The 21699-nt window shown below is 68.5% G+C and carries 22 protein-coding genes and 1 tRNA gene; 8 read left to right on the top strand and 15 right to left on the bottom strand.

The window, feature by feature from the left end; translation table 11 throughout:
* Window positions 1-2 precede the first annotated feature (2 nt).
* The 4 genes from NYR58_RS04725 to NYR58_RS04740 all read left to right on the top strand — a co-directional run bounded on the left by NYR58_RS04725 (window position 3) and on the right by NYR58_RS04740 (window position 4164).
* Window positions 3-296, top strand: a complete 294-nt coding sequence (locus NYR58_RS04725) for a sarcosine oxidase subunit delta (RefSeq protein WP_261519326.1) — start codon at window positions 3-5, stop codon at window positions 294-296.
* Window positions 296-3292, top strand: coding sequence for a sarcosine oxidase subunit alpha (locus NYR58_RS04730; RefSeq protein WP_261519327.1), 2997 nt, complete (start codon window positions 296-298; stop codon window positions 3290-3292). The genes NYR58_RS04725 and NYR58_RS04730 overlap by 1 nt, the downstream gene beginning before the upstream one ends.
* Complete coding sequence (locus NYR58_RS04735; RefSeq protein ID WP_261519328.1) at window positions 3285-3830, top strand: sarcosine oxidase subunit gamma; 546 nt, start codon at window positions 3285-3287, stop codon at window positions 3828-3830. Before NYR58_RS04730 ends, NYR58_RS04735 begins: the two co-directional genes overlap by 8 nt.
* A gap of 64 nt (window positions 3831-3894) precedes the next feature.
* Complete coding sequence (locus NYR58_RS04740; protein WP_261519329.1) at window positions 3895-4164, top strand: hypothetical protein; 270 nt, start codon at window positions 3895-3897, stop codon at window positions 4162-4164.
* Window positions 4165-4181: 17 nt separating this feature from the next.
* Here NYR58_RS04740 and NYR58_RS04745 read toward each other — a convergent pair whose 3' ends face one another.
* Together NYR58_RS04745 and NYR58_RS04750 are read right to left on the bottom strand one after the other, a co-directional pair.
* Window positions 4182-5582, bottom strand: coding sequence for an MFS transporter (locus NYR58_RS04745; protein WP_261519330.1), 1401 nt, complete (start codon window positions 5580-5582; stop codon window positions 4182-4184).
* The gene (locus NYR58_RS04750) at window positions 5579-6259 is read right to left on the bottom strand and encodes a helix-turn-helix transcriptional regulator (RefSeq protein WP_261519331.1); all 681 of its coding nucleotides are present in this window, start codon (window positions 6257-6259) and stop codon (window positions 5579-5581) included. Before NYR58_RS04750 ends, NYR58_RS04745 begins: the two co-directional genes overlap by 4 nt.
* A 146-nt stretch (window positions 6260-6405) precedes the next feature.
* Between NYR58_RS04750 and NYR58_RS04755 the strand changes: the two genes are divergently transcribed.
* Window positions 6406-7434 carry a DUF2156 domain-containing protein gene (locus NYR58_RS04755; RefSeq protein ID WP_261519332.1) on the top strand — a complete coding sequence of 343 codons (1029 nt, stop codon included), beginning with the start codon at window positions 6406-6408 and terminating at the stop codon, window positions 7432-7434.
* A gap of 108 nt (window positions 7435-7542) precedes the next feature.
* Here the strand turns inward: NYR58_RS04755 and NYR58_RS04760 are convergent, their stop codons facing one another.
* The 8 genes from NYR58_RS04760 to cpdR form a co-directional block, all read right to left on the bottom strand.
* Complete coding sequence (locus NYR58_RS04760) at window positions 7543-8013, bottom strand: VOC family protein (protein WP_261519333.1); 471 nt, start codon at window positions 8011-8013, stop codon at window positions 7543-7545.
* Window positions 8014-8109: 96 nt separating this feature from the next.
* Window positions 8110-8886: an SDR family NAD(P)-dependent oxidoreductase gene (locus NYR58_RS04765; RefSeq protein ID WP_261519334.1), complete on the bottom strand. Its 777-nt coding sequence runs from the start codon at window positions 8884-8886 to the stop codon at window positions 8110-8112.
* Window positions 8887-9069: 183 nt separating this feature from the next.
* Window positions 9070-9558 carry a MaoC family dehydratase gene (locus NYR58_RS04770; RefSeq protein ID WP_261519335.1) on the bottom strand — a complete coding sequence of 163 codons (489 nt, stop codon included), beginning with the start codon at window positions 9556-9558 and terminating at the stop codon, window positions 9070-9072.
* 96 nt (window positions 9559-9654) lie between these two features.
* On the bottom strand, window positions 9655-12783 hold the full coding sequence (locus tag NYR58_RS04775) for an efflux RND transporter permease subunit (RefSeq protein ID WP_261519336.1): 3129 nt from the start codon (window positions 12781-12783) through the stop codon (window positions 9655-9657).
* 14 nt (window positions 12784-12797) lie between these two features.
* On the bottom strand, window positions 12798-13919 hold the full coding sequence (locus NYR58_RS04780) for an efflux RND transporter periplasmic adaptor subunit (protein WP_261519337.1): 1122 nt from the start codon (window positions 13917-13919) through the stop codon (window positions 12798-12800).
* Window positions 13920-14035: 116 nt separating this feature from the next.
* A complete protein-coding gene (locus tag NYR58_RS04785) occupies window positions 14036-14329 on the bottom strand; it encodes a hypothetical protein (protein WP_261519338.1) in 294 nt (97 codons plus the stop codon).
* A gap of 170 nt (window positions 14330-14499) precedes the next feature.
* Window positions 14500-14574, bottom strand: a tRNA-Val gene (locus NYR58_RS04790).
* Window positions 14575-14625: 51 nt separating this feature from the next.
* Window positions 14626-14988 (bottom strand): cell cycle two-component system response regulator CpdR, encoded by a 363-nt coding sequence (gene cpdR, locus NYR58_RS04795; RefSeq protein ID WP_261519339.1) that lies wholly within the window; start codon window positions 14986-14988, stop codon window positions 14626-14628.
* 186 nt (window positions 14989-15174) lie between these two features.
* On the opposite strand from cpdR, the gene NYR58_RS04800 reads away from it, so the two are divergent.
* Window positions 15175-16065: an N-formylglutamate amidohydrolase gene (locus NYR58_RS04800; protein ID WP_261519340.1), complete on the top strand. Its 891-nt coding sequence runs from the start codon at window positions 15175-15177 to the stop codon at window positions 16063-16065.
* Between the two features lie 235 nt (window positions 16066-16300).
* Window positions 16301-17083 (top strand): histidinol-phosphatase, encoded by a 783-nt coding sequence (gene hisN, locus NYR58_RS04805; protein WP_261519341.1) that lies wholly within the window; start codon window positions 16301-16303, stop codon window positions 17081-17083.
* 41 nt (window positions 17084-17124) lie between these two features.
* Here the strand turns inward: hisN and NYR58_RS04810 are convergent, their stop codons facing one another.
* Complete coding sequence (locus NYR58_RS04810) at window positions 17125-18111, bottom strand: alpha/beta fold hydrolase (RefSeq protein WP_261519342.1); 987 nt, start codon at window positions 18109-18111, stop codon at window positions 17125-17127.
* Between the two features lie 384 nt (window positions 18112-18495).
* Here NYR58_RS04810 and NYR58_RS04815 point away from each other — a divergent pair, with 384 nt between their 5' ends.
* Window positions 18496-18960 (top strand): Hsp20 family protein, encoded by a 465-nt coding sequence (locus NYR58_RS04815; protein ID WP_261519343.1) that lies wholly within the window; start codon window positions 18496-18498, stop codon window positions 18958-18960.
* Window positions 18961-19026: 66 nt separating this feature from the next.
* On the opposite strand, the gene NYR58_RS04820 is transcribed toward NYR58_RS04815, so the two are convergent.
* The 4 genes from NYR58_RS04820 to NYR58_RS04835 all read right to left on the bottom strand — a co-directional run bounded on the left by NYR58_RS04820 (window position 19027) and on the right by NYR58_RS04835 (window position 21620).
* Window positions 19027-19527, bottom strand: coding sequence for a DoxX family protein (locus NYR58_RS04820; RefSeq protein WP_261519344.1), 501 nt, complete (start codon window positions 19525-19527; stop codon window positions 19027-19029).
* A gap of 5 nt (window positions 19528-19532) precedes the next feature.
* Window positions 19533-20327 (bottom strand): HvfC/BufC N-terminal domain-containing protein, encoded by a 795-nt coding sequence (locus NYR58_RS04825; protein ID WP_261519345.1) that lies wholly within the window; start codon window positions 20325-20327, stop codon window positions 19533-19535.
* Window positions 20320-21234 carry an MNIO family bufferin maturase gene (gene bufB / locus NYR58_RS04830; RefSeq protein ID WP_261519346.1) on the bottom strand — a complete coding sequence of 305 codons (915 nt, stop codon included), beginning with the start codon at window positions 21232-21234 and terminating at the stop codon, window positions 20320-20322. Before bufB ends, NYR58_RS04825 begins: the two co-directional genes overlap by 8 nt.
* A gap of 83 nt (window positions 21235-21317) precedes the next feature.
* Window positions 21318-21620 (bottom strand): BufA1 family periplasmic bufferin-type metallophore, encoded by a 303-nt coding sequence (locus NYR58_RS04835; RefSeq protein ID WP_261519347.1) that lies wholly within the window; start codon window positions 21618-21620, stop codon window positions 21318-21320.
* Between the last annotated feature and the right edge of the window lie 79 nt (window positions 21621-21699).

Genomic DNA, 21699 nt, shown 5'->3' on the forward strand with positions numbered 1-21699 from the left:
CCATGCTGCTCATCTATTGCCCCTATTGCGAGGAAGAACGGCCGGAGCTGGAGTTCCGCCATGCCGGCGAGGCGCATATCGCGCGGCCGGAGAACATTGCCGGGATTTCCGACGAGGCGTTCGAGCGCTATTTCTTCATCCGCTCGAACCCGAAGGGCATCGCCTATGAGCGGTGGCGCCACATCCACGGCTGTGCGCGCTTCTTCAATGCGGCGCGCGACACGGTGTCCGACCGATTCCTGGCAACCTACAGGACCGGCGAGCCGAAGCCGCGCCTGGAAGGGGAGGGGCAGTGATGGCCGGCGCCTTCCGCCTTCCCGCCGCCGGGCGCCTGGATGCGGGCCGGACCCTGCGTTTCACCTTCGATGGCGTGTCCCACACCGGCCTTGCCGGAGATACGCTCGCCTCTGCGCTGCTTGCCAACGGGGTGCATCTCGTCGGCCGCTCCTTCAAGTATCACCGTCCGCGCGGCATCCTGGCCGCCGGCGCCGAGGAACCCAATGCGCTCGTCGGCATCCATCGCGACGCCGCGCGCAGGACGCCCAATGTGCGCGCCACGGTGCAGGAGCTCTATGACGGCCTGAATGCTGTCTCGCAGAACCGCTGGCCGTCTCTTTCCTTCGACGTGGGGGCGCTCAACGATCTGGCGGCCCCCTTCTTCTCCGCCGGTTTCTACTACAAGACCTTCATGTGGCCGCGCGCGGCCTGGGAGCGGCTCTACGAGCCTGTCATCCGCCGTGCCGCGGGGTTGGGCGTGGCGCCGGATCAGCCGGACCCGGACAACTATTCCAACCGCTTCGCCCATTGCGACGTGCTGGTCGTTGGTGCAGGGCCGGCAGGCCTTGCCGCCGCCCTTGCGGCGGCGGAGGCGGGTGCGCGCGTCATCCTGGCGGACGAGCAGCCGCAGCCCGGGGGCAGCCTGCGCTTCGAGTCGGGCGCGGTGATCGATGGAAAGCCAGGCTGGGAGTGGGCGCAGGAGACGGTGGCGCGGCTTGCCGCAAAGGACAATGTGCGTATTCTCACCCGGACCACGGGCTTCGGCTACTACGCGCACAACATGGTGGCGCTGGCGGAGCGGCTGACGGATCACCTCGCCGCACCCGATGCGCAGGCCCCGCGCGAGCGGCTGTGGCAGGTGCGGGCCGGCCGGGTGGTGCTGGCCACCGGCGCCATCGAGCGACACATGGTCTTTCCCGGCAACGACAGGCCGGGCATCATGCTGGCGGCGGCCGGGCGGACCTATCTCAATCATTACGGCGTGGCCGTGGGCCGCAGGGTCGCCGTCTACACGGCCTGCGACTCGGCTTATGCGGCAGCGCTCGATCTCAAGAAGCAGGGCATCGCCGTGCCAGTCCTCGTCGATGCGCGCCAGGCACCGCAGGGCGGCCTCGTCGAACAGGCGAGGGAGGCGGGCATCGAGGTGCTGGCCGGCCATGCCGTCACCGGCACGCGCGGTCGGCTGCGGCTTTCCGCGATCGAGGTGGTGCCCGTCGCAGGCGGTCCGCAGCGCCGCGTGGAGGCGGATGCGCTTCTCACCTCCGCCGGCTGGACACCGGCGGTCCACCTGTTCTCGCAGTCGCGCGGCAAGCTTGCCTATGACGCCGGGACCGGGCGCTTCCTGCCCGGCACCCATGCGCAGAACGCCGTCTGCGTGGGCGCCTGCAACGGCACCACGGATCTGGGCATGGTGGTGGAGGAGGCGTTGCACGCCGGCGCCGAGGCCGCCGGCCAGACCGGCGCACAGGCGCGCGGCGCGACGGCAAGGCCGGAGGCCCGCTCGCCCGAGGGATGGTCGGCGGGCATTGCCGGTCCCGCTCCGGGCGCCGAGGCCGGCAAGGGGGGCAAGGCCTTCGTCGATTTCCAGAACGACGTCACCGCCAAGGACATCGCCCAGGCGGTGCGCGAGGGCATGCGTTCCATCGAGCACGTCAAGCGCTTCACCACCACCGGCATGGCCACGGACCAGGGCAAGACGTCCAATCTGCACGCGCTCGCCATCGCCGCGCGGATGCTGGACAAGCCGGTGCCCGAGGTGGGGCTGACCACCTTCCGCCCGCCCTATACGCCCGTCACCTTCGGGGCGCTGGTGGGCCATGGCCGCGGCGCGCTGTTCGAGCCCACTCGACGCACGCCGATCCACGCCTGGGCCGAGGCGCATGGCGCCGTCTTCGAGGATGTCGGCCAGTGGAAGCGCGCCTGGTATTTTCCGAAAGACGGCGAAGACATGCACGCGGCGGTGGCCCGCGAGTGCCGCACGGTGCGGCAGGCGGCAGGCATCTTCGACGCCTCCACGCTCGGCAAGATCGAGGTGGTGGGGCCCGATGCCGCCCGCTTCATGGAGCTCATGTACACCAACCCGTGGGCCAGGCTGGAGGTCGGGCGCTGCCGCTACGGCATCATGCTGCGCGAGGACGGCTTCATCTATGACGACGGCGTGGTGGGCCGGCTGGCGGAGGACCGCTTCCACGTCACCACCACCACCGGCGGTGCGCCGCGCGTTCTCCACCACATGGAGGACTATCTGCAGACCGAGTTCCCGCATCTCAAGGTCTGGCTCACCTCCACCACCGAGCAGTGGGCGGTCATCGCCGTACAGGGGCCAAGGGCGCGCGATATCGTGGCCCCCCTCGTCGAGGGGGTCGACCTCTCCGACGCGGCGATGCCGCACATGTCGGTGCGCACCTGCCGGGTTTGCGGCGTGCCGGCGCGGCTCTTCCGCATCTCGTTCACCGGGGAGCGCGGCTTCGAGATCAATGTGCCTGCCGATCACGGCCTTGCCGTGTGGGAGGCCGTGTGGGCGCAGGGCGAGAGGCACGGCGCCGTCGCCTATGGCACGGAGACCATGCACGTGCTGCGTGCCGAGAAGGGCTTCATCATCGTCGGCCAGGATACGGACGGCACCGTGACGCCGGACGATGCGGGGCTTGCCTGGGCCATCGGCAAGAAGAAGACGGATTTCGTCGGCATTCGCGGGCTCAGGCGCACGGACCTCGTTGCGCCGGGGCGGCGCCAGCTCATCGGCCTGAAGACGCTCGACCCGTCGATCGTGCTGGAAGAGGGAGCGCAGATCGTCGCCGACCCGAATCAGAAGGTGCCGATGAAGATGCTGGGCTTCGTTACCTCCGCCTACTGGTCGGAGAACTGCGGGCATTCCATCGCGCTGGCGCTGGTCGAGGACGGCCGCGCCCGCATGGGCGAGCGCCTCTATGTGCCCATGCCGGACGGCACGATCGAGGTGGAGGTCACCTCCACCGTCTTCTTCGACGAGAAGGGAGAGCGCGTCCATGGTTGAGGCCGCCCGCCGCACTTCGCCGCTCGAAGGTCGCGCCTTCCGCGGCCACGGCATCGTTCTCGCGCCTGCCGCCCCCGCCAGCCGCCTGTCGCTGCGGGCTGCGGAGGAGGCGCTGCCCGCCCTCTCGAAGGCGCTGGGGCTTTCCCTACCGCGCCGGCCCAAGACAAGCGCCGCGGAAGGCGGGCGTGCGGCGCTGTGGCTCGGTCCCGACGAGTGGCTGGTGATCGACGAACAGGGCGCCGACCTGCCGGCGCTTGCCGCCGGCGTTTCCGCACTGCATTCGGCGGTGGACATCTCCCACCGCAACACGGCCATCCTGGTGTCCGGGAAGCGGGCGGAGGAGGTGCTGGCGGCCGGTTGCCCGCAGGATCTCTGCGAGGCCCGCTTTCCCGTCGGCGCGGCCTCGCGTACCGTCTTCGGCAAGGCGGAGATCGTGTTGTGGCGCACCGGGAAGACCGTCTTCCGCGTCGAGTGCTGGCGTTCCTTCAGCGACTATGTGTTCTCCCTTCTGGAGAAGGCGGCGCGCGAAACCATGTAGGCCCGCGCTGGAACCTCTGCAGGGTTGCGGCGTTCTTCCCCTCTCATGAGAAGGAACAGTGCCCATGCCCGACCCCGAGAAGCGCAAGGCTGCGGAGCGCGAACGCGCCCTGCAGGAGGGCCTGGAGGGAAGCTTCCCGGCCAGCGACCCGGTCTCCGTCACCCGCACCGGCCGCGCCGGCCGGCCGGAGGCCGGTGGCAGGAAGGAGAAGATCGAGCCCGGGCATGAGCATGACGAGGAGCTGGACGAGGGGCTGGAAGACACCTTCCCCGCCAGCGATCCCGTCTCGGTAACCTCCAGCACCCACGCCGGCGCACCCGATCGCAGGAGATAGGCGGCCTTACGGTTGCCTCAGTCGCGCGCCACCCGCCAGGCCGCCGCCGCTCCCAGCGCGGCAAGCGGCACGAAGGCGGCGAACACCCATATGGCAACGTCGTGCATTGCCGCCCCGTTCGCCCCCGCAAAGCCCGCCATATTGGCCACAATGCCCGACAGCGCTGCTCCCAGCGCGAAGGCCACCTGCTGCACGGTCGGCATCGCGGCGGAGGCCTGGTCGCGCTCGGCGGCGCTGGCGGCGGCCACCACGCGGCGGATGAGAAAGCCCCACAACATGCCGAAGCCCGCGCCCTGGGCGAGGGCAGCCAGAACGATGGCCCAGAGCGGCCCTTCGGCCATCAGGGGGCCGAGCACGGCGATGGCCAGCATGATGGCCAGCGCGCCGGTGCGGATCACCCACCGTTCCGCGGCCTCACCGGCGCCGGCCAGGGCCACCGCGGCAGTGCTCCAGGCCACCGATTCGGCGGCGATGATGTAGCCTGCGCCGAGCGCCGGCACGCCGTGGATGCGGTTGAGCAGAAAGGGTCCGTAGACGGTGAACGAAATCGCCGCCGTGCCGAGCGCCAGATTGGCGATGAAGCCGGCCCCCAGCGTGGTGCGCGGATCGAAGGCGCGGCGGGGAAACATCCTGTCGGCCGTTCGGCGCGCGTCGCTCGCCAGAAAAGCGACAAAGAGGCCCGCCCCCGCCGCTGCCATGAGAAGGGCGCGCCACGCCGCGCCTTCGAGGCCGGCCGCCGCCACCAGAAGGACGGCGCCGGTCAGCAGCGTCAGCCGCTGCAAGGGAAAGCGTTGCGGCGTGAGCGCCTGCGCGCCGACCGGGCTCATGAAGGCAGGCACCAGCACCGCCAGCGCCATGGCCTGCAGCGCAAAACTCCAGAAGCCCCAGCGCCATAGGCCGAGATCTGCGAAGAAGCCGCCGATCAGCGGTCCGCAGAAGGCCGACACGCCCCAGACGGCGGACATGAGCCCGATCAGCCGCGGCCACATCTGGCGTGGGAAAAGCCGGTGGATCGCCACATAGGTGAGCGCCACCAGAAGCCCGCCGCCCAGTCCCTGGGCCAGTCGCCCCGCCAGCATCACGATCATCGACGGCGCCAGTGCGCTTGCCGCACAGCCGGCTGCATAGACGAGGGCTGCGAGGATAAAGGCACGCCGAAGCCCCATGCTGCCGGCCGCCAGCGCTGCACCGGCGCCGGAAAGTATGGAGCCCAGCATGTAGAGCGAGAACGTCCAGCTCACCAGGCGGTCGCCACCGATGTCGGCCACCGCCGCGGGCATCGCCGTGGCCACCAGCAGCGAATCGGCGGCATGCAGCCAGATGCCGAGACAGAGCAGCGCATATTGCGGCAGGTGTCCGGTGCGGACGATCTCCGCCCAGCCGGCTTTGCCCGCCTGCGCGTCGGGGTCGGCGCTCATCTGTCCTTTCCTTTCCCGGTTGCCGCCTCGATGCGGTAGGCGCAGCGTCTCGCGCCGGCCAGGATGTGGTCGATGCGCGAGACGCGCACGCCGCTGCCCAGAACGGTGCGGAACACCGCAAGCTCTGAACGGCAGAAGCCCTGGCAGGCCGTGGCGGCGGCGCAGATCGGGCAGTGGTTCTCGATCAGAAGCAGCGTGCCATCTTCGAGCTTCTCCACCTCCGCCATGTAGCCCTCGCGCCGGCGCAGCCGGGCGAGGGCGGCGACGCGCTGCTCCAGCCCGGAATATGGCTGCAGGGCTTCGTCATAAGCCGTGCGCGCCGTCTCCTCCCGCTCCGCGATCAGGCGGTCGAGCCCCGCCTCGCCGAAGATGCGGCGGATGGAGGCAATGAGCTCCAGCGTCAGTTCCGCATGGCTGTCGGGAAAACGGGCATGGCCCTTCGCCGTCAGCCGCCACAGGCGTTCCGGCCGCCCGCGCCCCTCGGCAACTTCCCGGTAGGAGACGAGCCCCGCCTCCTCCAGTCGGACAAGCTGCTTGCGCGCGGCCACCACCGTGATGCCCAGCCGACTGGCCAGGTGCTGGGCGGTGGCGGCCCCCTTCGTCTTGAGCGCGAAGAGGATGCGTTCTTCTCCACGGGCGTGCGTGGCGTGCGATGCTGCGGCAGTGCGGATCGTCATGATGGCCTCCTCTATTAAAAAAACCATATGGTTTCTTTATTGTCAATCGGCCTGCCGTGCCGCGTGCGGCTCCATCCATCTTGTCGAATCGCCACATCTCATGCAGGGATGGGGCGGCGGGGCGCTAGACGATCGGAAACGCGGCGATGAACGTCTTTTCTGCGGCACCCGCCACAAGGGAATGCGATTCCTGGCATACGATTTCGCCCCAGGCGCGCCGCGCCGCGCTGGAGCGGTATGGGAATTTCGTGCTCGCATACTCCGTGGCCTTCCAGCCGGGGCTTTCGCATTTTGGCGACGAGGAGGGCTTCCTTGCCTATCGCATGGTCGGCCGCACGGCCTTCGTGCTGGCCGATCCGCTGGCTCCGCGGGCGCGCTGGGCGGCTCTGGTGGATTCCTTCGTGCGGGAGAAGGGGGACGTCACCTTCTGGCAGGTCTCTCGCCCCATGGCGAAGCTGCTTGCAGAACGCGGCTTCACGGTGAACGAGCTTGGCCTGGAAAGCTGGATCGCGCTCGACGGTTACGATTTCGCGGGGCCGCGCAAGCGCAGTTTTCGCACTGCGGTGAACCGTTTCGTGCGCACCGGCCACCGGGTGGCCGAGCTTTCGCCCGCGATGTTCGATCCGGCGCGTCTTGAAGCCATCTCGCTCGGCTGGCGCCGCACGCGCACCAACCGGCGACGCGAGCTTTCCTTCCTCGTGCGCCCCGTCGTGCTGGGGGAGGAACCGGGTGTGCGCAAGTTCTTCCTGCTCGACGGCGAAGGCCGGCCCGTCGCCTTTGCCTTCTTCGATCCGCTCTATGAGGACGGCCACATCGTCGGCTATCTCTCGGCAACCCGGCGCTGGCTGCCGGAAACCGATTCCCTGGCTGCCCATTTCCTGGTGCGCCGCGCCATCGAGACCTTCCAGGGCGAGGGCGTGCTGCGCCTCCATCTCGGGCTCATGCCCTTCCATCGCATCCACGACAAGGAGTTCACCAAGGACTGGCTTACCCGCCGGGCCTTCCGCTTCATGCACACCAACTGGCTTGCCCAGCGCCTCGTCTACCCGACGCAGAGCCTTGCCCGCCATAAGGAGAGCTACGGCGGGAAAGGCCGGCAGACCTACTGTGCCATGAACACGCCGCCGGCGCTGCCGCGGCTTCTCAAGCTGGTGCGCGCCTGCAACATTCTCTAGACCGGTTCATCGTTTCAATGAAACGCTGATCCGGTCCATCTCTTTGTTTTTGCGGCATTTGTGCGACGCCAGATGATTCCATCTGGCTGCAAAATGCTGCAGCGGCGGTCAGCCGGCGGCTGCGGCCTCCAGCCCGGCAATATCGAGCTTGACCATCTTCAGCATGGCCTCGGCCACGCGCTGCCTCTTCCGCGGGTCCGGGTCGCTCATCAGCTCGCTCAGCCGCCGCGGCACGATCTGCCAGGAGAGGCCCCAGCGGTCGCGCAGCCATCCGCACTGTTCCTCCGCCCCGCCGTCCTTCAAAGCTTCCCAGAGCCGGTCGATCCCGGCCTGGTCCTCGCATTCGACTGTGATCGAGAAGGCGTGGTTGAAGGTTGCCGGTCCCGCCGCCTCGAGCGCCATGTAGCGCTGGTCGCCGAGGGTGAAGCTGGCGACCTTCACGCTGCCGATCGGGCCGGACGGCGTGTCGGCGGGAAAGGTGGAGATCTCGCCCATGGACGAGCCGGGAATGAGCGCGGTGTAGAAGCGGATCGCCGCCTCCATGTCCTGCGTGAACCACAAGTGCTGGATGACCTTCATGGAACCTCTCCGTTCTGGTGCTGTCGCGTGTTCCGCTGGAAACACATGCCAAGGACGAAGAAGGCCCCCCGTTCCCGACAGGCCGGGCGGCCGGTGTCAGATTGCGGTGATTCCCCCATCGATGGCCAGCGCCTGGCCGGTCATGAAGCTGTTTTCGGGGTCGGCGGCAAAGAGGATCACCCGCACCACCTCGTCCACCTCCGCCAGCCGCCGCATCGGCACGCCGCGGGTCAGGCCCGCCTCCGCCTTGTCGGTCCTGGCGGGCGTCATCTTCAACGTCTCCGTGACCATTTCGGTGCGCGAGAAGGAGGGACACACGGCGTTCACGCGGATGCCCTTGGTGGCATATTCGGCGGCCGCGGCGCGGGTCAGGCCGATCACGCCGTGCTTGGCCGCCGTATAGGCGGCAAGCCGCGGCGCCCCGGCAAGCCCGGCGACGGATGCCACATTGACGATCGCTCCCTTGCGTCCCACCGTGCGGCGGCGCTGCTCCAGGGCCGGCAGCTGGTGCTTCATGGCGTAGAAGACACCCATCAGATCGATGTCGATGATGCGCCGCGCCTCCTCGGAGGGGATGAGGTGGAAGCGCACGAAAGGCTGGGCCACACCGGCATTGTTGATTGCGATGTCGAGGCCGCCGAATCGCTCCTGCGCCAGCCCCACCAGCCGCTCCGAAAGGCTTTCCTCGGTGATGTCGCCGGCCAGGAGCGCCGTTTCCGCGTCCAGCGAGGCTGCGAGCGCTTCGAGGGCCTCTTCACGCAGATCCGACAGGACGAGGCGCGCGCCCTCGCGGGCCAGCTCCCTTGCCAGGCGCCGACCGAAACCTCCGGCGGCGCCCGTCAGGAGCACGGTCAGACCGTCAAAACGCCCCATGCGTTCTTCCTCTCCGCATCGTCCGGTGAACCATGGGGGGCCTGTTTCCGGCGGCCTTCATGGTCCGTCTATCCCCTTGCAGGGCGTGGCTTGCGCTGACGGCCCGCACGTGAAATTCCGCTGCCTTTTCCCGGTTTGCAGCGGCACAGTCAAGCCGTTAACGGCCATCGGGGGCGGTTGTCCTCATGCGGCCGATTGGTCGGGCCGTTCCGGCATGGCAAGCGTCAGCCAGCGGGCGGTCAGCGCCGGCTTGGCGCTGTTTTCGATCTCGACCGTCACGTCGTAGTGGCATTCCACGATGCCGGAGGGGCGCAGCCTGAGCTGCGCGAGCACGAAACGGGCGCGGATGCGGGCGCCGGATTTTACGGGATTGAGAAAGCGAATGCGGTCGAAGCCGAAATTCACGCCGGCGCTCGTTCCCTCCAGCGGCGGCACGGCCTCGAAGATCATCGTCGAAAGCAGCGACAGCGACAGGAAGCCGTGGGCGATGGTGCCGCCATAGGGCGTTTCGCGCGCGGCGCGCTCCGGGTCGGTGTGAATGAACTGATGGTCATCGGTCGCCTCGGCGAAGCGGTCGATCATCTCCTGCGAGACGGTGCGCCAGTTCGACACGCCCACCTCTTCGCCCACCAGAGCCTTGGCCTCTTCGATTCCGATCCTCTGCTCGCGCAACTGCCTACCCCTTCCCGCACGGCCGATTTGCCCGCACAGATACCGTGTCATGCCGGCATTGTCATCCGGGTCTCCGGCTGCGTCGATCGGTGGGGCTCAGCGTCCTTGGGTGGAGGCGGCGCGTTCGAGCTCACCCTGAAGGCGGGCCTCCTCCTCGGCCTTGGGGGTGGTGAAGCGGCCAAGCAGCAGATAGGCCACGGGGGTCAGGTAAAGCGTGGAAAGGGCGGAAAGCCCCAGTCCGCCGACGATCACCCAGCCAAGGGCAATGCGCGCTTCCGCGCCCGCGCCCGTGGCCAGCACCAGCGGCACGCCGCCCACCACGGTGCAGATCATGGTCATGGCGACCGGCCGCAGGCGGATGAGCGCGGCCTGCTCCACCGCCGCGCGCACGCCGAGGCCCCGGTCGCGGAGCTGGTTCGCGAACTCGACGATGAGAATGCCGTTCTTGGCCATGACGCCGACCAGCAGCACGAGGCCTATCTGGCTGTAGACGTTCAGGCTGGTGCCGGTCAGAAGCAGCGCGAAGACGGCACAGGCGAGGCCCAGCGGCACTGTCGCCATGATGATGAGCGCGCTGATGAAGCTTTCGAACTGGGCCGCCAGCACAAGCAGGATGATGATCAACGCGAAGCCGAAGATGGTCAGCATGCTGTCGGCCGTCCCGCCGAGCGTTGCCGCCTCGGCCAGCGGGATGATGCGGGCCCCCTCCGGCAGGTGAGGGGCGGCGATCTCCTCCGCACGGGCCAGCGCGTCGCCCAGCGCAAAGCCGTTTTCCAGGCCGGATGTCACGCGCACCACGCGCATCTGCTCCTCGCGCTGCAGCGAGGGCGGTACGGCCTCCTCGCGCAGGGTGGCGACGGTCGAAAGCGGAACGAAGCGCGCATCGCCGGTGCGCACGAAGATGTTTTCCAGGTCTGTCGGGTCGTTCACCGGGTCGGTGGTGGAAACAAGCTTGATGTCGAAGCTCTTGTCCTCGATGAACAGCGAGCCGATCCGGCGCCCGTCGAGCAGCGCCTGCAGGGATTCGCCGAGGCCGGCGATCTCGATGCCCAGGTCGGCGGCGCGCTGGCGGTCAATCTCCACCTTGAGCTGCGGCTGGGTGGCATCCTGCGTCAGGCGCGGCCTGTCGAAGCGCGGGTCCTTCTCCATCTCCTCGACGATGGCGATGGCCGCATCGCTCAGCCGGTCGTAATCGTAGCCGGCCACGGCAAACTGCAGGCCGCTGCCGGAGCCGCGAATGCCCAGGCTGTTGGGCTGGAAGGCGAAGGCGCGCACGCCGGAGACGCCGGCCGCAAGCCCGTTCACCTCGTCCAGGATCTCCTGCTGGGTGCGCTCGCGCTCCTCCCAGGGGGCCAGGCCCAGCACCAGAAAGCCGCTGTTGGAACCGCCCCAGCCGACGATGGAGAAGGTGTTGCGGATCTCGCCACGCTCGCGCAGCGGCTCGATCAGCATCTCGATGCTGCGCATCTTGCTGGTCAGATAGTCGAGGCTCACCCCTTCCGGGGCGGAAACGCGCATGAAGGCCACGGCGCGGTCCTCGGTGGGCGTGAGCTCCGATTTCACCAGCCCGAACAGCCCGTAGGCGGCGCCGGCAAACAGTGCGGAGGCGAGCAGCACCACCGCCGGCGCGTCGAGGCAGAAATGCAGGGTGCGCGCATAGAGGCGGGAAAGCCCGTTGCCGAGACGACCGAGCGGGCCGGTGGCCGCTTCCTGCGCCGCGCCGCGCTCGCCGGAGACGAGCATGCGCGATGCCAGCATCGGACACAGCGACAGGGCGACGATGGAGGACAGGAAGACGGAGAAGGCTAGCACGAAGCCGAATTCGCGGAACAGCCCGCCCGCCTGGCCGGGCAGGAAGGAGAGCGGCACGAAGACCGCCATCAGCACCGCCGTGGTGGCGATGACGGCGAAGAAGACCTCCTGCGTGCCCAGCACGGCGGCGGCGCGCGGCCCCATGCCCTGGTTGCGCCGGCGCACGATGTTCTCCAGCACGACGATGGCATCGTCGACCACCAGGCCGGTGGCCAGCACCAGCGCCAGAAGGGTCAGGATGTTGATGGAAAAGCCGGCCAGATAGATCGCCGCCACCGTGCCGATCAGCGCCACGGGAATCGCCACGCCGGGAATGACGGTGGCCCGCAGGTCGCGCAGGAACAGGAAGATGACGACGAGCACGATCGTCACCGCAATGGCCAGCGCAATCTCCACCTCATGGATGGCGCCCTTGATGAAGATCGCGTCGTCGCTGGTGACGGCGATCTCCACACCCGGGGGAAGCACCGGGCGGATGCGCTCTACCGCCGCGCGCACGCCCTCGGAGATGTCGAGCGTGTTCGACTGCGCCTGACGCACGATGCCGAGCCCGATGCCGTTCTTTCCGTTGGAGCGCAGGCGGCTTTCGCCGATATCGGGGCCCAGCGCGACCGCCGCCACGTCGCCGAGGCGCACATTGCGTGAAAGCTGGATGTTTTCGAGATCCTGCGGCGTGGCGACGGTGGCCGTCGCGCGCACGATCAGGTCATGGGAGGCGCTTGTGAGCGAGCCGGCGGGGCTGTCGAAGGCGACGGTGGACAGCGCATTGCCGATGTCGCCCACGGTAAAGCCGAGGCTGGCAAGCCGCGCCTGGTCGATATCGACGCGGAAGATCTTGTCGCGTTCGCCATAAACCTGGACATCGGCAACCCCGGGCACGGTTGCCAGCTTGTCGACGATCTCGTCCTCGACATAGACCGTCATGTCCTCGATGCTCATCTCGTCGGAGGTCACGGCCAGGCGCATCACCGGCTGGGCGTCGTCGTCGGCCTTGACGACGGTCGGCACGTCGGCGTCCTCCGGCAGGTCGTTCTGCACGCGGCCCACGGCGTCGCGCACGTCTGAGGCGGCGGCGTCGATGTCGACATTCTCGTTGAACTCGATCGTCACCCGGCTGCGGCCGAAGGACGAGGAGGAGGAGATGGCCGAAACGCCGGCGATCCGTGTCACCGCGCTTTCGATGGTGGCGGTGATCTCGCGGTCGATGGTCTCCGCCGCCGCGCCCTCGAAGCGTGTCGTCACGGAGACGACCGGGCGGTCGACCGCCGGCAGCTCGCGCACCTCGACGCCGTAGAGGGCGGCCAGGCCGGCCACGGCGATGAGCGTGTTGAAGACGAAGGCGAGAACGGGCCGTCGCACGAAAAGCGCGGTGATGCCGCCATCGGCCTGTGTCATCCGTCTTGCCGCGCCCATTGCCCTGTCTCCGCTTACGAGCGCGCCGGCTCCTCGCCGCGCGCCACAGGCACGCCCTCGCGCACGGCGTGAACGCCCTCGATCACCACCTGCTCGCCGGCGGCCAGCGCGCCCTCCACCAGCACGCTGTCGGCATTGCGCTGGATGATGGTGACGGGAACGCGGCGCGCCACGCCGTCGCGCACGGCCCAGACATAGGCGCCCTCGCGCCCCCACTGCACGGCGAGCGGGTCGACCGCCGGGTAGCGCTCGCCGGGAAATGCCATGCGCACGCGGAAGGCCATGCCCGAGCGCAGCGTGTCGGCGGGGTTGTCGATGCGGCCCTGGACGCGCAGGGTGCGGCTCTCCGGGTCCACCTGATTGTCGACGGCGCGCACCGTGCCGCGATAGGTCTCGTCGGGCCGGGCGATGGATTCGGCAGTCAACGGCGCACCCGGCACGACGGCGCGGGCATAGCGCTCCGGCACCCAGAAATCGACGAGGATCTGCGAGCGGTCGGCGATGACCGCAATGTCGTCCGAGGAGGTCACATAGTCGCCCACCGAGACCGGCAGGATGCCCACATGGCCGGCGATGGGGGCGGTGATGGCCCGCCTTTCGAGCGCCAGCCGCGCTTCGCGCAGGGCAAGCTCCGCATTGCGCACCTCAAGCTCGGCATCTGTCTTCTGCACTGCCGTCGCGGTGTTGGAGGAGCGCAGCGCCTCGATGCGCGCCAGGCGGGCGCGCGCGTCGTCCAAGGCAAGCTTGGCGCGATCGACGGCGATGACCTCGCCCTCCGAGTCCAGCCGGGCGATCACCTCGCCGGCCGCCACCTGGCTGTCCGGTTCCACGGCGATCTCGACGATCTGCCCGGAGGCGAAAGGCCGCAGAGCGACGGTGCGCAGCGCGCTGCCCGTGCCGATGGCGCTCAGCCGGTCATTGATGGTGGCGCTTTCCACCGGCGCCATCACCACCGGGCTTCCCGTGGCGCGGGGGCCGCCCCGGCGCGCGCCGGCGGCGGGGGCGGTGGCTGCCGGGGCCTCGCCGATGCCCCATTCCGCCGCCATTTCCGCAGCGCCGGGAAAGAAGCGGTACCAGACGACGGCCGCCACCCCCAGGATCAGGAGGCACAACAGGGCCTGTTTCCACCATTTCATCCGCGTCTCCGGGTGCCATCGCGTGCATGCCGGCGCACGCCGTCTTTGCGCCTTGCCTCCTTCTAGGGCAGAAGTGGGGCGGGCCGCACCTTAAATTGCCGTAACGTGGCGCCCGTTCAGGCCGTGGTGCGCCGCATGCGGCCCACGCTGCCGGCGATCTCGCTATAGGCGGCGCCGGGCAGGGCGCGCCTGTTGGCCTCGCGCAGGAAGCGCAGGGGAAACAGCATCGCCTCGACATTGGCGGACGAAAGCTGCCCGGGCCGCAGCCGGTCTCCGGCAAGCGCGGTCTCGGCCCCGGCAAGCGCCGCGTCGATCTCCTCCGCCTCGGCCAGGCCCTTCTCGCGCAGCAGGCAGCACAGCGCCGACACGGCCATCAGCATGCCCTCCATCTGCAGGTTCGCGGTGTTCATCGGCGGCCTCCCTCCGGGTTTTCTTGCAGGGCGCGGGGCTCGGCAGGCATCGAGGGCCGTTCTCCGCCCAAGCGCCTGCAAAATCATAGCATGCCGCAGCCGCCCCCGTCTCGCATGGCAGGTCGCCCGCGCCGGCAGGAGGAACGTTCCGTCAAATTTGAGGGGGAGGATGGTGGGCGTGACTGGGATTGAACCAGTGACCCCTACGATGTCAACGTAGTGCTCTCCCGCTGAGCTACACGCCCATCCGACGCCGCGCCATACACCACTATTCGCGCCCGGCGTCAAGGGCGCTTTCACGCCGCCTGCAACAGCTTCTCCACTTCGTCGACGAGCTGGCGCAGGTGAAAGGGCTTGGACAGCACCTTCGCATCGCGCGGGGCGTTGGAATCGGGATTGAGCGCCACGGCGGCAAAGCCGGTGATGAACATCACCTTGAGATCGGGGTCGATCTCGGTGGCGCGGCGGGCCAGCTCGATGCCGTCCATTTCCGGCATCACGATGTCGGTCAGAAGCAGCGAGAAGGGCTCCTCGCGCAGTCGCTCGTAGGCGCCGGCGCCATTGTCGAAATCGACCACCTCGTAGCCGGCGCGCTCCAGCGCCTTGACGAGGAAGCGCCGCATGTCGTCGTCATCTTCCGCAAGAAGGATCCGTGCCATGGTAACTTCCGAAATAACCCGCCGCCCCGAAATGCGCGCAGTAAGCGAACGCACGCTATATGCGTTCGGCATGGTAAATATCAAGTGAACGGCGGCATGCAAGGCCGGTGCTCTGGACATGGGGGCGTCCCGGTGGCAGGCTTGCAGGCAACAAGATCAAGGGTTTTGCGGGGTCGAACCACCCACATGGGCGCACAGGCGGACTTTACCGACATCCCTGCCTTCCAGGTGCAGGCGGCAGGCGAGCAGCGGGTTCCCTTCGTCTTCAATTCGCCGCACAGCGGCCGCTACTATCCGCCGCGCTTTCTTGCCATGAGTCGGCTCGATGCCGCCTCCATCCGCCGCTCCGAGGACTGCTATGTCGACGAGCTGTTCGCCGCCGCCGCCTCCCTCGGCGCGCCGCTCCTCGTCGCCAATTTCCCGCGCGCCTATCTGGATGTGAACCGCGAGCCGTGGGAGCTCGATCCGCGCATGTTCCGCGAGCCGGTGCCCTCCTTCGCCAATGTCCGCTCGCCGCGGGTGGCCGGGGGCCTCGGCACCGTGCCGAAGCTGGTGGGCGAAGGGCTCGACATCTATGCCGCGCGCCTGCCGCTGGCCGAGGCGCTGTCGCGCATCGAACACATCTACAAGCCCTATCACGCCTGCCTTGCCGGGCTTCTGGAGCGCACGCGCGCCACTTTCGGCTATGCGGTGCTCATCGACTGCCACTCCATGCCGGCCAATGTGCGCGTCGGCGACGGGTCGGTGCGGCCGGATTTCATCATCGGTGATCGTTTCGGCTCCTCGGCCGCGCGCGCGCTGACAGACCATGCCGTCTCGCTGCTCTCCGCCCGTGGCTATGCGGTGGCCTGCAACAAGCCCTATGCCGGCGGCTTCATCACCGAGCATTATGGCCGGCCGGCCGATCGGCTCCACGCGCTGCAGATCGAGATCAACCGCGGGCTCTACATGAACGAACGCACGCTCGAACGCTCATCCGGCTTCGAGGCGCTCGCCGCGGATCTCGCCGCCTTCATGCGCGCTTTGACAAGCATCCCCGATCCATATTTCCTCGCCATGCCGCTGGCCGCGGAGTAGAACCGTGCGCAGCGGCTCGGCCAGAGCCGCCCCTCGGGCAAAAAAGTGACCGCATCGTTTACACGACACGGTCAGAAGTCTAGGGAGGAAACGCCCAAGGAGGGCATGGATAGAATCAACCTATCCAGCTCGAATTTTATGTTGCGCTGCACAATTGTCAAGCCCCTAATGCAAGCCCGATTGCAGGATCGCCAGCCTGCGAGCCGGGTGGCCGTTTCCTGACGGAGAAAGCCGAATGTCCGAGACCGCGCCCACGCCCGATTTCATGCGCCGCCTGGCGGCCGCCGCGGCGGCCGAGACCCTGCCACGCTTCCGCGGACAGGGTGCCGTCACCAACAAGCACGCGGCCGGGTTCGACCCCGTCACGGAGGCCGACCGCGCGGCGGAAGAAGCCATTCGCGCCCTCATCCGCAGCCATTTTCCCGGCCACGGCATTCTGGGCGAGGAGTTCGGCGCCGAAGGCACGGACAACAGCCATGTCTGGGTGATCGACCCCATCGACGGCACGCGCGCCTTCATCTCCGGGCTGCCGCTATGGGGCACGCTGGTGGGGCTCACCGTCGAGGGCCGGGCGGTGGCCGGCATGATGTCGCAGCCCTTCACGGGCGAGCTCTATTATGCCGATGGCGAGGGCGCGCACTATGAAGGGCCGGGGGGCGGGCGCCGGCTTGCCGTACGGCCCACGACGCGGCTGGAGGAGGCAACGCTGTGCACCACCACGCCGGCGCTGTTCGACGCGCCGCGCAGAAAGCTCTATGACCGAGTGGAGGCGGCGGTGCGCCTGCCGCGCTACGGGACCGACTGCTATGCCTACGCCATGGTGGCGGCCGGCCATGTGGATCTGGTGATCGAAAGCGGCCTCAACGCCTATGACATCGTGGCCCTCATCCCGATCATCGAGCAGGCGGGCGGCGTCGTTACCACCTGGGATGGCGGGCGGGCGGAAGGCGGCGGAGACATCGTCGCTGCCGCCACGCCGGAGCTGCACCAAAGGGCGCTCGAGCTTTTGCGTGGCTGACAGGGCGGCAGAAAGGCCGGGTTCACCGTTTCCGGCGCGCCTCAGCCGGCTCTGGCGGCTTCTTCGCCCGTGCCGGCCCGCGGGCCCTTTGCCGCCGGCCGTGCGAAGGCCGTGAAGGCGGCCAGTGCCTGCTCGCGGTAAAGGTCGATCTCCTGCAGGATCTCGTGCTGTGCGCCGTCGATGGTCAGCGCCCTAGCGGCGCGCAGGCCCCGCGCATAGCGCTCGATGGCGGGGGTGGAGACCACGCGGTCAGCACCGGCGGCCAGGAAGAGCACCGGCAGGCGGATGCGCGCCATGAAATCCGGCGCGCTCACCCGCTCCATGGCGATGATGGCGGCGCGCAGCCAGCCGGCGGTGAGAAGCTCCACGCCAAGCTCGGGATGCTCGCGGAACAGCGCCTGGTTGCGCGCATGGCGGCGGGGATCGCTCGTCACCCGGTTGTGCTCGAAGCCCCCTTCGCTTCCCCGGCGGCCTCCGCCCGGCATCGGCCGTGCGCCCAGCCCGATGGCGAAATAGAGATTGGCCAGCAGCTTGGCCGCGAACGGCGCCCGCGGCTCGCGCAGGGAAAGGAGGGGTGCGAGCAGCACCATGCGCTCCACCCGGCTGGCAAGATCGGGCGCCGCGAGCAGGGCGATCAGCCCGCCCATGGAATGGCCCAGCACCGTGAAGGGAGGGCGGCAGTCCGGCAGTACGATCTCGCGGAAGAACTGGTCGAGATCGGCCACATAGTCGTCGAAGCTGTCCACATGTCCGCGCCGCGGGTCGCGCAGGAGCCGGTCGGAGCCGCCCTGGCCGCGCCAGTCGAGCGTAACAGCGGCGAAGCCGCGCGCGGCGAGGTCTCCCACCGTCTCGAAATATTTCTCGATGCACTCGTTGCGTCCGGGAAGGATGATGGCCGTGCCGCCCTCGCCGCCGGGCAGGGGAAAATGCGCGTGGCGTATGCGCACGCCGTCGCCTGCCGTCATCATGCCGGCCACCGCGCCCTTGGGCACGGGATTGTCCGGTGTTTTGCGCAGCAGATCGGCCATTTCGGGTGTCCCTGGGCACGGGTCCGCACGTGATAGGAAGACAGCCGGGCAAAAGCAAAGGATTTTCTGCGCGCCGCGTGCCGGGGGCGGCCCGTTCTTGCCACCCCCGGCGCTTCCCGGCCACATGGAAGGGACGGCTGGCATGCGCCCGGGAAGCTGCGGTGAGAGGAAGGCTAGACGGGCAAAGCTGAACGCAGGGCGAAGGCGTCGTTCAGCCTGCGTTCAGCTTCCCGCGCGCTCTCGCCGCCTCTTGAATGCGCCGGGCGAAATACCCAGATTTCTACTGCGGTCGCCGATGACGGGGCCGCTGGCTCGCAGGGAGCGCCGCTGAGGGTTTCCGCAAACGGCCAAACGCAAACTTGTTGCTCGACAGGAGGACAGACCATGCGTCACGTCGATTTTTCCCCGCTGTACCGTTCCACGGTCGGTTTCGACCGGCTTTTCACCATGCTCGACTCGCTCGGGCAGCTTGATAACGGCCAGACCTATCCCCCCTACAACATCGAGCGCACGGGCGAGAACGCCTATCGAATCTCGATGGCTGTCGCCGGCTTCTCCGAGGACGAGATCTCGGTGGAGGCGCATCGCAACGTGCTGACGGTCAAGGGCGAGAGGAACGAGGAGAAGCAGGACGAGAACACGGAGGTGCTGTATCGCGGCATCGCCGCGCGCAGCTTCGAGCGCCGCTTCCAGCTTGCCGACCATGTCGAAGTGGAAGGTGCGACGCTGAAGGACGGCCTGCTGCACATCGCGCTCGTCCGCAACATCCCCGAAGACATGAAGCCGCGCAAGATTGCGATCACCACGCCGAAAACCGCCTCGAAGCAGATCGAGTCCAAGGCGGCCTGAGGCCGACGGCGCTTCGAGGGAAGCTGACGGAGCGGCGCCCGGCGGGCGCCGCTTTTGCATGGGGGCCTATCGCGCGCGCCGCGCCAGCAGGTGGTCGACAGACAGCCTGCCCGGCCCCCAGGCCATCAGGGCAAGCGCCATCGCCGCCCACGTCACGTGTATGGGCCAGCCGCTCGGCACGGTAAGCTGGATGACGACCGTCATGGCAAGCAGCGCGAAGGCGGCAAGCCGCGTGGCAAGCCCGGCGACGAGCAGCAGCGGCAGCAGGATCTCGGCCGAACCCGCCAGAAAGGCGGTCAGCCCCGGAGCCGGATAGCTGTAGGGGCCGCCCGGCAGGTGCAGCTTGAACTCCTGCGCGAACAGGAACACCGCCGCATCGTTGAGCTGCAGGAAGCCGTCCCATTTGCCGAGCCCGGACCGCCAGAAGGGAACGGCAAGCCCCAGGCGCAGCACGAACTGGGTGAGCGAGGGAACGGCGATGGCCCGCACAAGGGCATTTGCCTGCTCGACCAGCGCGTGAAGCGCGCGCGTGCTGCCGGCCGGTCCGGTGTGTTCGATCTTGGTCATCCTGCTCATTCCTCGCTCGTGTTGACAGCCGTGAAGACGCCGGCCTCCAGCATGCCGGCGAGATTGCCGGCCAGGTCGAATGCCTCCGCCGCGTCCAGCGCGGCCTGCGCCGCCTCGCCAAGCGGCCGGCCGGCCATCAGGTCTTGCAGGAAGGTCGCACCGCCGGGCGGCAGCCGCCGCACGAAAACCTCCAGATGCGGGCGGGTGATCAGCGCATCTTCCGGGCCTTGCGCTTCGCGCGGCGGTTCCGGCCGGCCTTGCCGGCTGGCGCTGAAGATGCTGACGGCGGCGAAGCGCGAGCGCACGATGCGGGCTGCCGGATGGGCGGTGAAGACCGCCGCGCCCAGTGCCTCCGGCGGAACGGCGGCAAGCGCCTGCGGCGCCAGCGGCGCCGCGTCGGCGGCGTGATAGGCGTCGAGCCAGGCGCGCTCGATGCGCGCCACATCGGCCAGGTGCGGCAGAGCGCGGGCGGGCGCGAAGCCCTCGATGAACTCGGCAAAGCCGCGCCCATATTCGAACAGAAGCGGCGAGGTCGGCGGGCTTTGCCGGACATGGACCAGAGCCATGGCGCGGAAAAAGTCTTCGCCGACGATGCGCCGGGTCGCAGGAAAGGTCTCGGCGAGGGCGTTGACGAGGCTCACCGTCACATTGTTGCGGTATACGGCATAGCGTTTCTTCACCGCCTTGCCGTTCGGCCCGCTCACGAGGGTCGGCTCGGCGCGCTGCGGGTCGAGCAGGCCCGGCGTGAAGGCGGCCGCATAGGCCAGGCGCCCGGCGATGGAAGGGACGAGTTCAGCCATGGGCGGCCTGTCCTTCGGGCAGGGCCGCGTGGCGGTCGAGGATCGCCTGCGCGGCGGCGGCTTCCGCCTTCAGCACCGGCCATTCGGGAATGGCGCTGTCCCATTCGATGAGGGTGGGAACCGGGCCGGTGCGCGCGATCACGATCTCGTAGAGCTTCCACACGGCATCGGCCACCGGCCCGTCATGGCTGTCGATGAGCAGCGGCGCACCCTCGTCGTCCTGCTGTTCGGCATGGCCGGCCAGGTGGATCTCGCCGACATGCTCCAGCGGGAAGTCGGCCAGATATTCGAGCGCCGAGAAGCCGTGATTGGTGGCCGAGACGAAGACATTGTTGACGTCGAGCAGCAGCCCGCAGCCGGTGCGGCGCACGAGGGCGCGCAGGAAGTCGGTCTCCGAAAGGGTGGATTCCCTGAAGAGAAGATAGGTCGAGGGGTTTTCGAGCAGGATTGGCCGGCCGATGGCCTCCTGCATCTGCTCGATGTGGCCTGCCACGCGGGCCAGGGTGGCCGGCGTGTAGGGCAGGGGCAGAAGATCGTTGTAGTAGGTGGTTTCGTGGGTCGACCATGCCAGGTGTTCCGAAACCAGCGTCGGCTCGTATCGCTCGACCAGCGCCTTGAAGCGGTTCAGGTGGTCCCTGTCGAGCGGCTGCGGGCCGCCGATGGACATGCACACCCCGTGCAGCGAAACTGGCCAGCGTTCGCGGATGGCAGCGAGCGCGGCGTGCGGCGGGCCGCCGGCACCCATGTAGTTCTCCGCGTGAACCTCGAAGAAGCCGACGGGCGCGGGGTCGTCAAGGATGGTTTCGATGTGCTGCGGCTTGAAGCTGGCGCCGGCGCGGCCGCCGATATCCAGCCGCGGAAAGCGGGAGCTTCCCGCCGATGGGCCGTGACGCATTTCGCCTGTCATTGTCCGCTTCCCTCCGATTGATCCCGGCCCGCAGGCCGGGCTGGCGCGGCCCGTTTGCGCGGGCCGGCGCCGCCGTTCGGCGCTCAGGCCGGCAGGTCGCGGTCGAGCGGCTCCAGCGAGCCGGTGCGACCGCCGGGCAGCTCCATCGTCTCGCAGGTGCCGGCATCCACCAGCTTCCAGGCATTGCCCTGATAGTCGAGGGTGGAGGTGCCCGCGCAGGTGGTGCCGGGGCCGGCGGCACAGTCGTTCTGGCCGGCCAGCGCCACGCCGTAGCACTTCACCTTCTCCTGCGCCTGGGCGGCGGTCGCCAGCGCGCCGCTCGAAAGGGCAGCGGCCACGGAGCCGGCAATGTAGGCCGCGCTCAATGCGATGGTTTTCTTGGACATGGGTATTCTCCTCTCGCCATTGAAAGATGCGAATGAACGTCGCCGGAAGGCTGTCCGGCGCTTCCGTTTGTCGCAGAAC

The organism is Chelativorans intermedius (genome assembly GCF_025398255.1).
Taxonomy (GTDB): Bacteria; Pseudomonadota; Alphaproteobacteria; order Rhizobiales; family Rhizobiaceae; genus Chelativorans; species Chelativorans intermedius.

What these genes read in the sequence shown, in the direction of transcription:
- NYR58_RS04750 (WP_261519331.1), bottom strand. Translation starts at nt 6,259, where the DNA reads ATGACGATCCGCACTGCCGCAGCATCGCACGCCACGCACGCCCGTGGA.
- NYR58_RS04815 (WP_261519343.1), top strand. Translation starts at nt 18,496, where the DNA reads ATGCGTCACGTCGATTTTTCCCCGCTGTACCGTTCCACGGTCGGTTTC.
- NYR58_RS04835 (WP_261519347.1), bottom strand. Translation starts at nt 21,620, where the DNA reads ATGTCCAAGAAAACCATCGCATTGAGCGCGGCCTACATTGCCGGCTCC.
- NYR58_RS04745 (WP_261519330.1), bottom strand. Translation starts at nt 5,582, where the DNA reads ATGAGCGCCGACCCCGACGCGCAGGCGGGCAAAGCCGGCTGGGCGGAG.
- hisN (WP_261519341.1), top strand. Translation starts at nt 16,301, where the DNA reads ATGTCCGAGACCGCGCCCACGCCCGATTTCATGCGCCGCCTGGCGGCC.
- NYR58_RS04755 (WP_261519332.1), top strand. Translation starts at nt 6,406, where the DNA reads ATGAACGTCTTTTCTGCGGCACCCGCCACAAGGGAATGCGATTCCTGG.
- NYR58_RS04780 (WP_261519337.1), bottom strand. Translation starts at nt 13,919, where the DNA reads ATGAAATGGTGGAAACAGGCCCTGTTGTGCCTCCTGATCCTGGGGGTG.
- NYR58_RS04740 (WP_261519329.1), top strand. Translation starts at nt 3,895, where the DNA reads ATGCCCGACCCCGAGAAGCGCAAGGCTGCGGAGCGCGAACGCGCCCTG.
- NYR58_RS04760 (WP_261519333.1), bottom strand. Translation starts at nt 8,013, where the DNA reads ATGAAGGTCATCCAGCACTTGTGGTTCACGCAGGACATGGAGGCGGCG.
- NYR58_RS04765 (WP_261519334.1), bottom strand. Translation starts at nt 8,886, where the DNA reads ATGGGGCGTTTTGACGGTCTGACCGTGCTCCTGACGGGCGCCGCCGGA.
- NYR58_RS04810 (WP_261519342.1), bottom strand. Translation starts at nt 18,111, where the DNA reads ATGGCCGATCTGCTGCGCAAAACACCGGACAATCCCGTGCCCAAGGGC.
- NYR58_RS04800 (WP_261519340.1), top strand. Translation starts at nt 15,175, where the DNA reads ATGGGCGCACAGGCGGACTTTACCGACATCCCTGCCTTCCAGGTGCAG.
- NYR58_RS04825 (WP_261519345.1), bottom strand. Translation starts at nt 20,327, where the DNA reads ATGGCTGAACTCGTCCCTTCCATCGCCGGGCGCCTGGCCTATGCGGCC.
- NYR58_RS04725 (WP_261519326.1), top strand. Translation starts at nt 3, where the DNA reads ATGCTGCTCATCTATTGCCCCTATTGCGAGGAAGAACGGCCGGAGCTG.
- NYR58_RS04820 (WP_261519344.1), bottom strand. Translation starts at nt 19,527, where the DNA reads ATGACCAAGATCGAACACACCGGACCGGCCGGCAGCACGCGCGCGCTT.
- cpdR (WP_261519339.1), bottom strand. Translation starts at nt 14,988, where the DNA reads ATGGCACGGATCCTTCTTGCGGAAGATGACGACGACATGCGGCGCTTC.
- NYR58_RS04735 (WP_261519328.1), top strand. Translation starts at nt 3,285, where the DNA reads ATGGTTGAGGCCGCCCGCCGCACTTCGCCGCTCGAAGGTCGCGCCTTC.
- NYR58_RS04730 (WP_261519327.1), top strand. Translation starts at nt 296, where the DNA reads ATGGCCGGCGCCTTCCGCCTTCCCGCCGCCGGGCGCCTGGATGCGGGC.
- NYR58_RS04785 (WP_261519338.1), bottom strand. Translation starts at nt 14,329, where the DNA reads ATGAACACCGCGAACCTGCAGATGGAGGGCATGCTGATGGCCGTGTCG.
- NYR58_RS04775 (WP_261519336.1), bottom strand. Translation starts at nt 12,783, where the DNA reads ATGGGCGCGGCAAGACGGATGACACAGGCCGATGGCGGCATCACCGCG.
- bufB (WP_261519346.1), bottom strand. Translation starts at nt 21,234, where the DNA reads ATGACAGGCGAAATGCGTCACGGCCCATCGGCGGGAAGCTCCCGCTTT.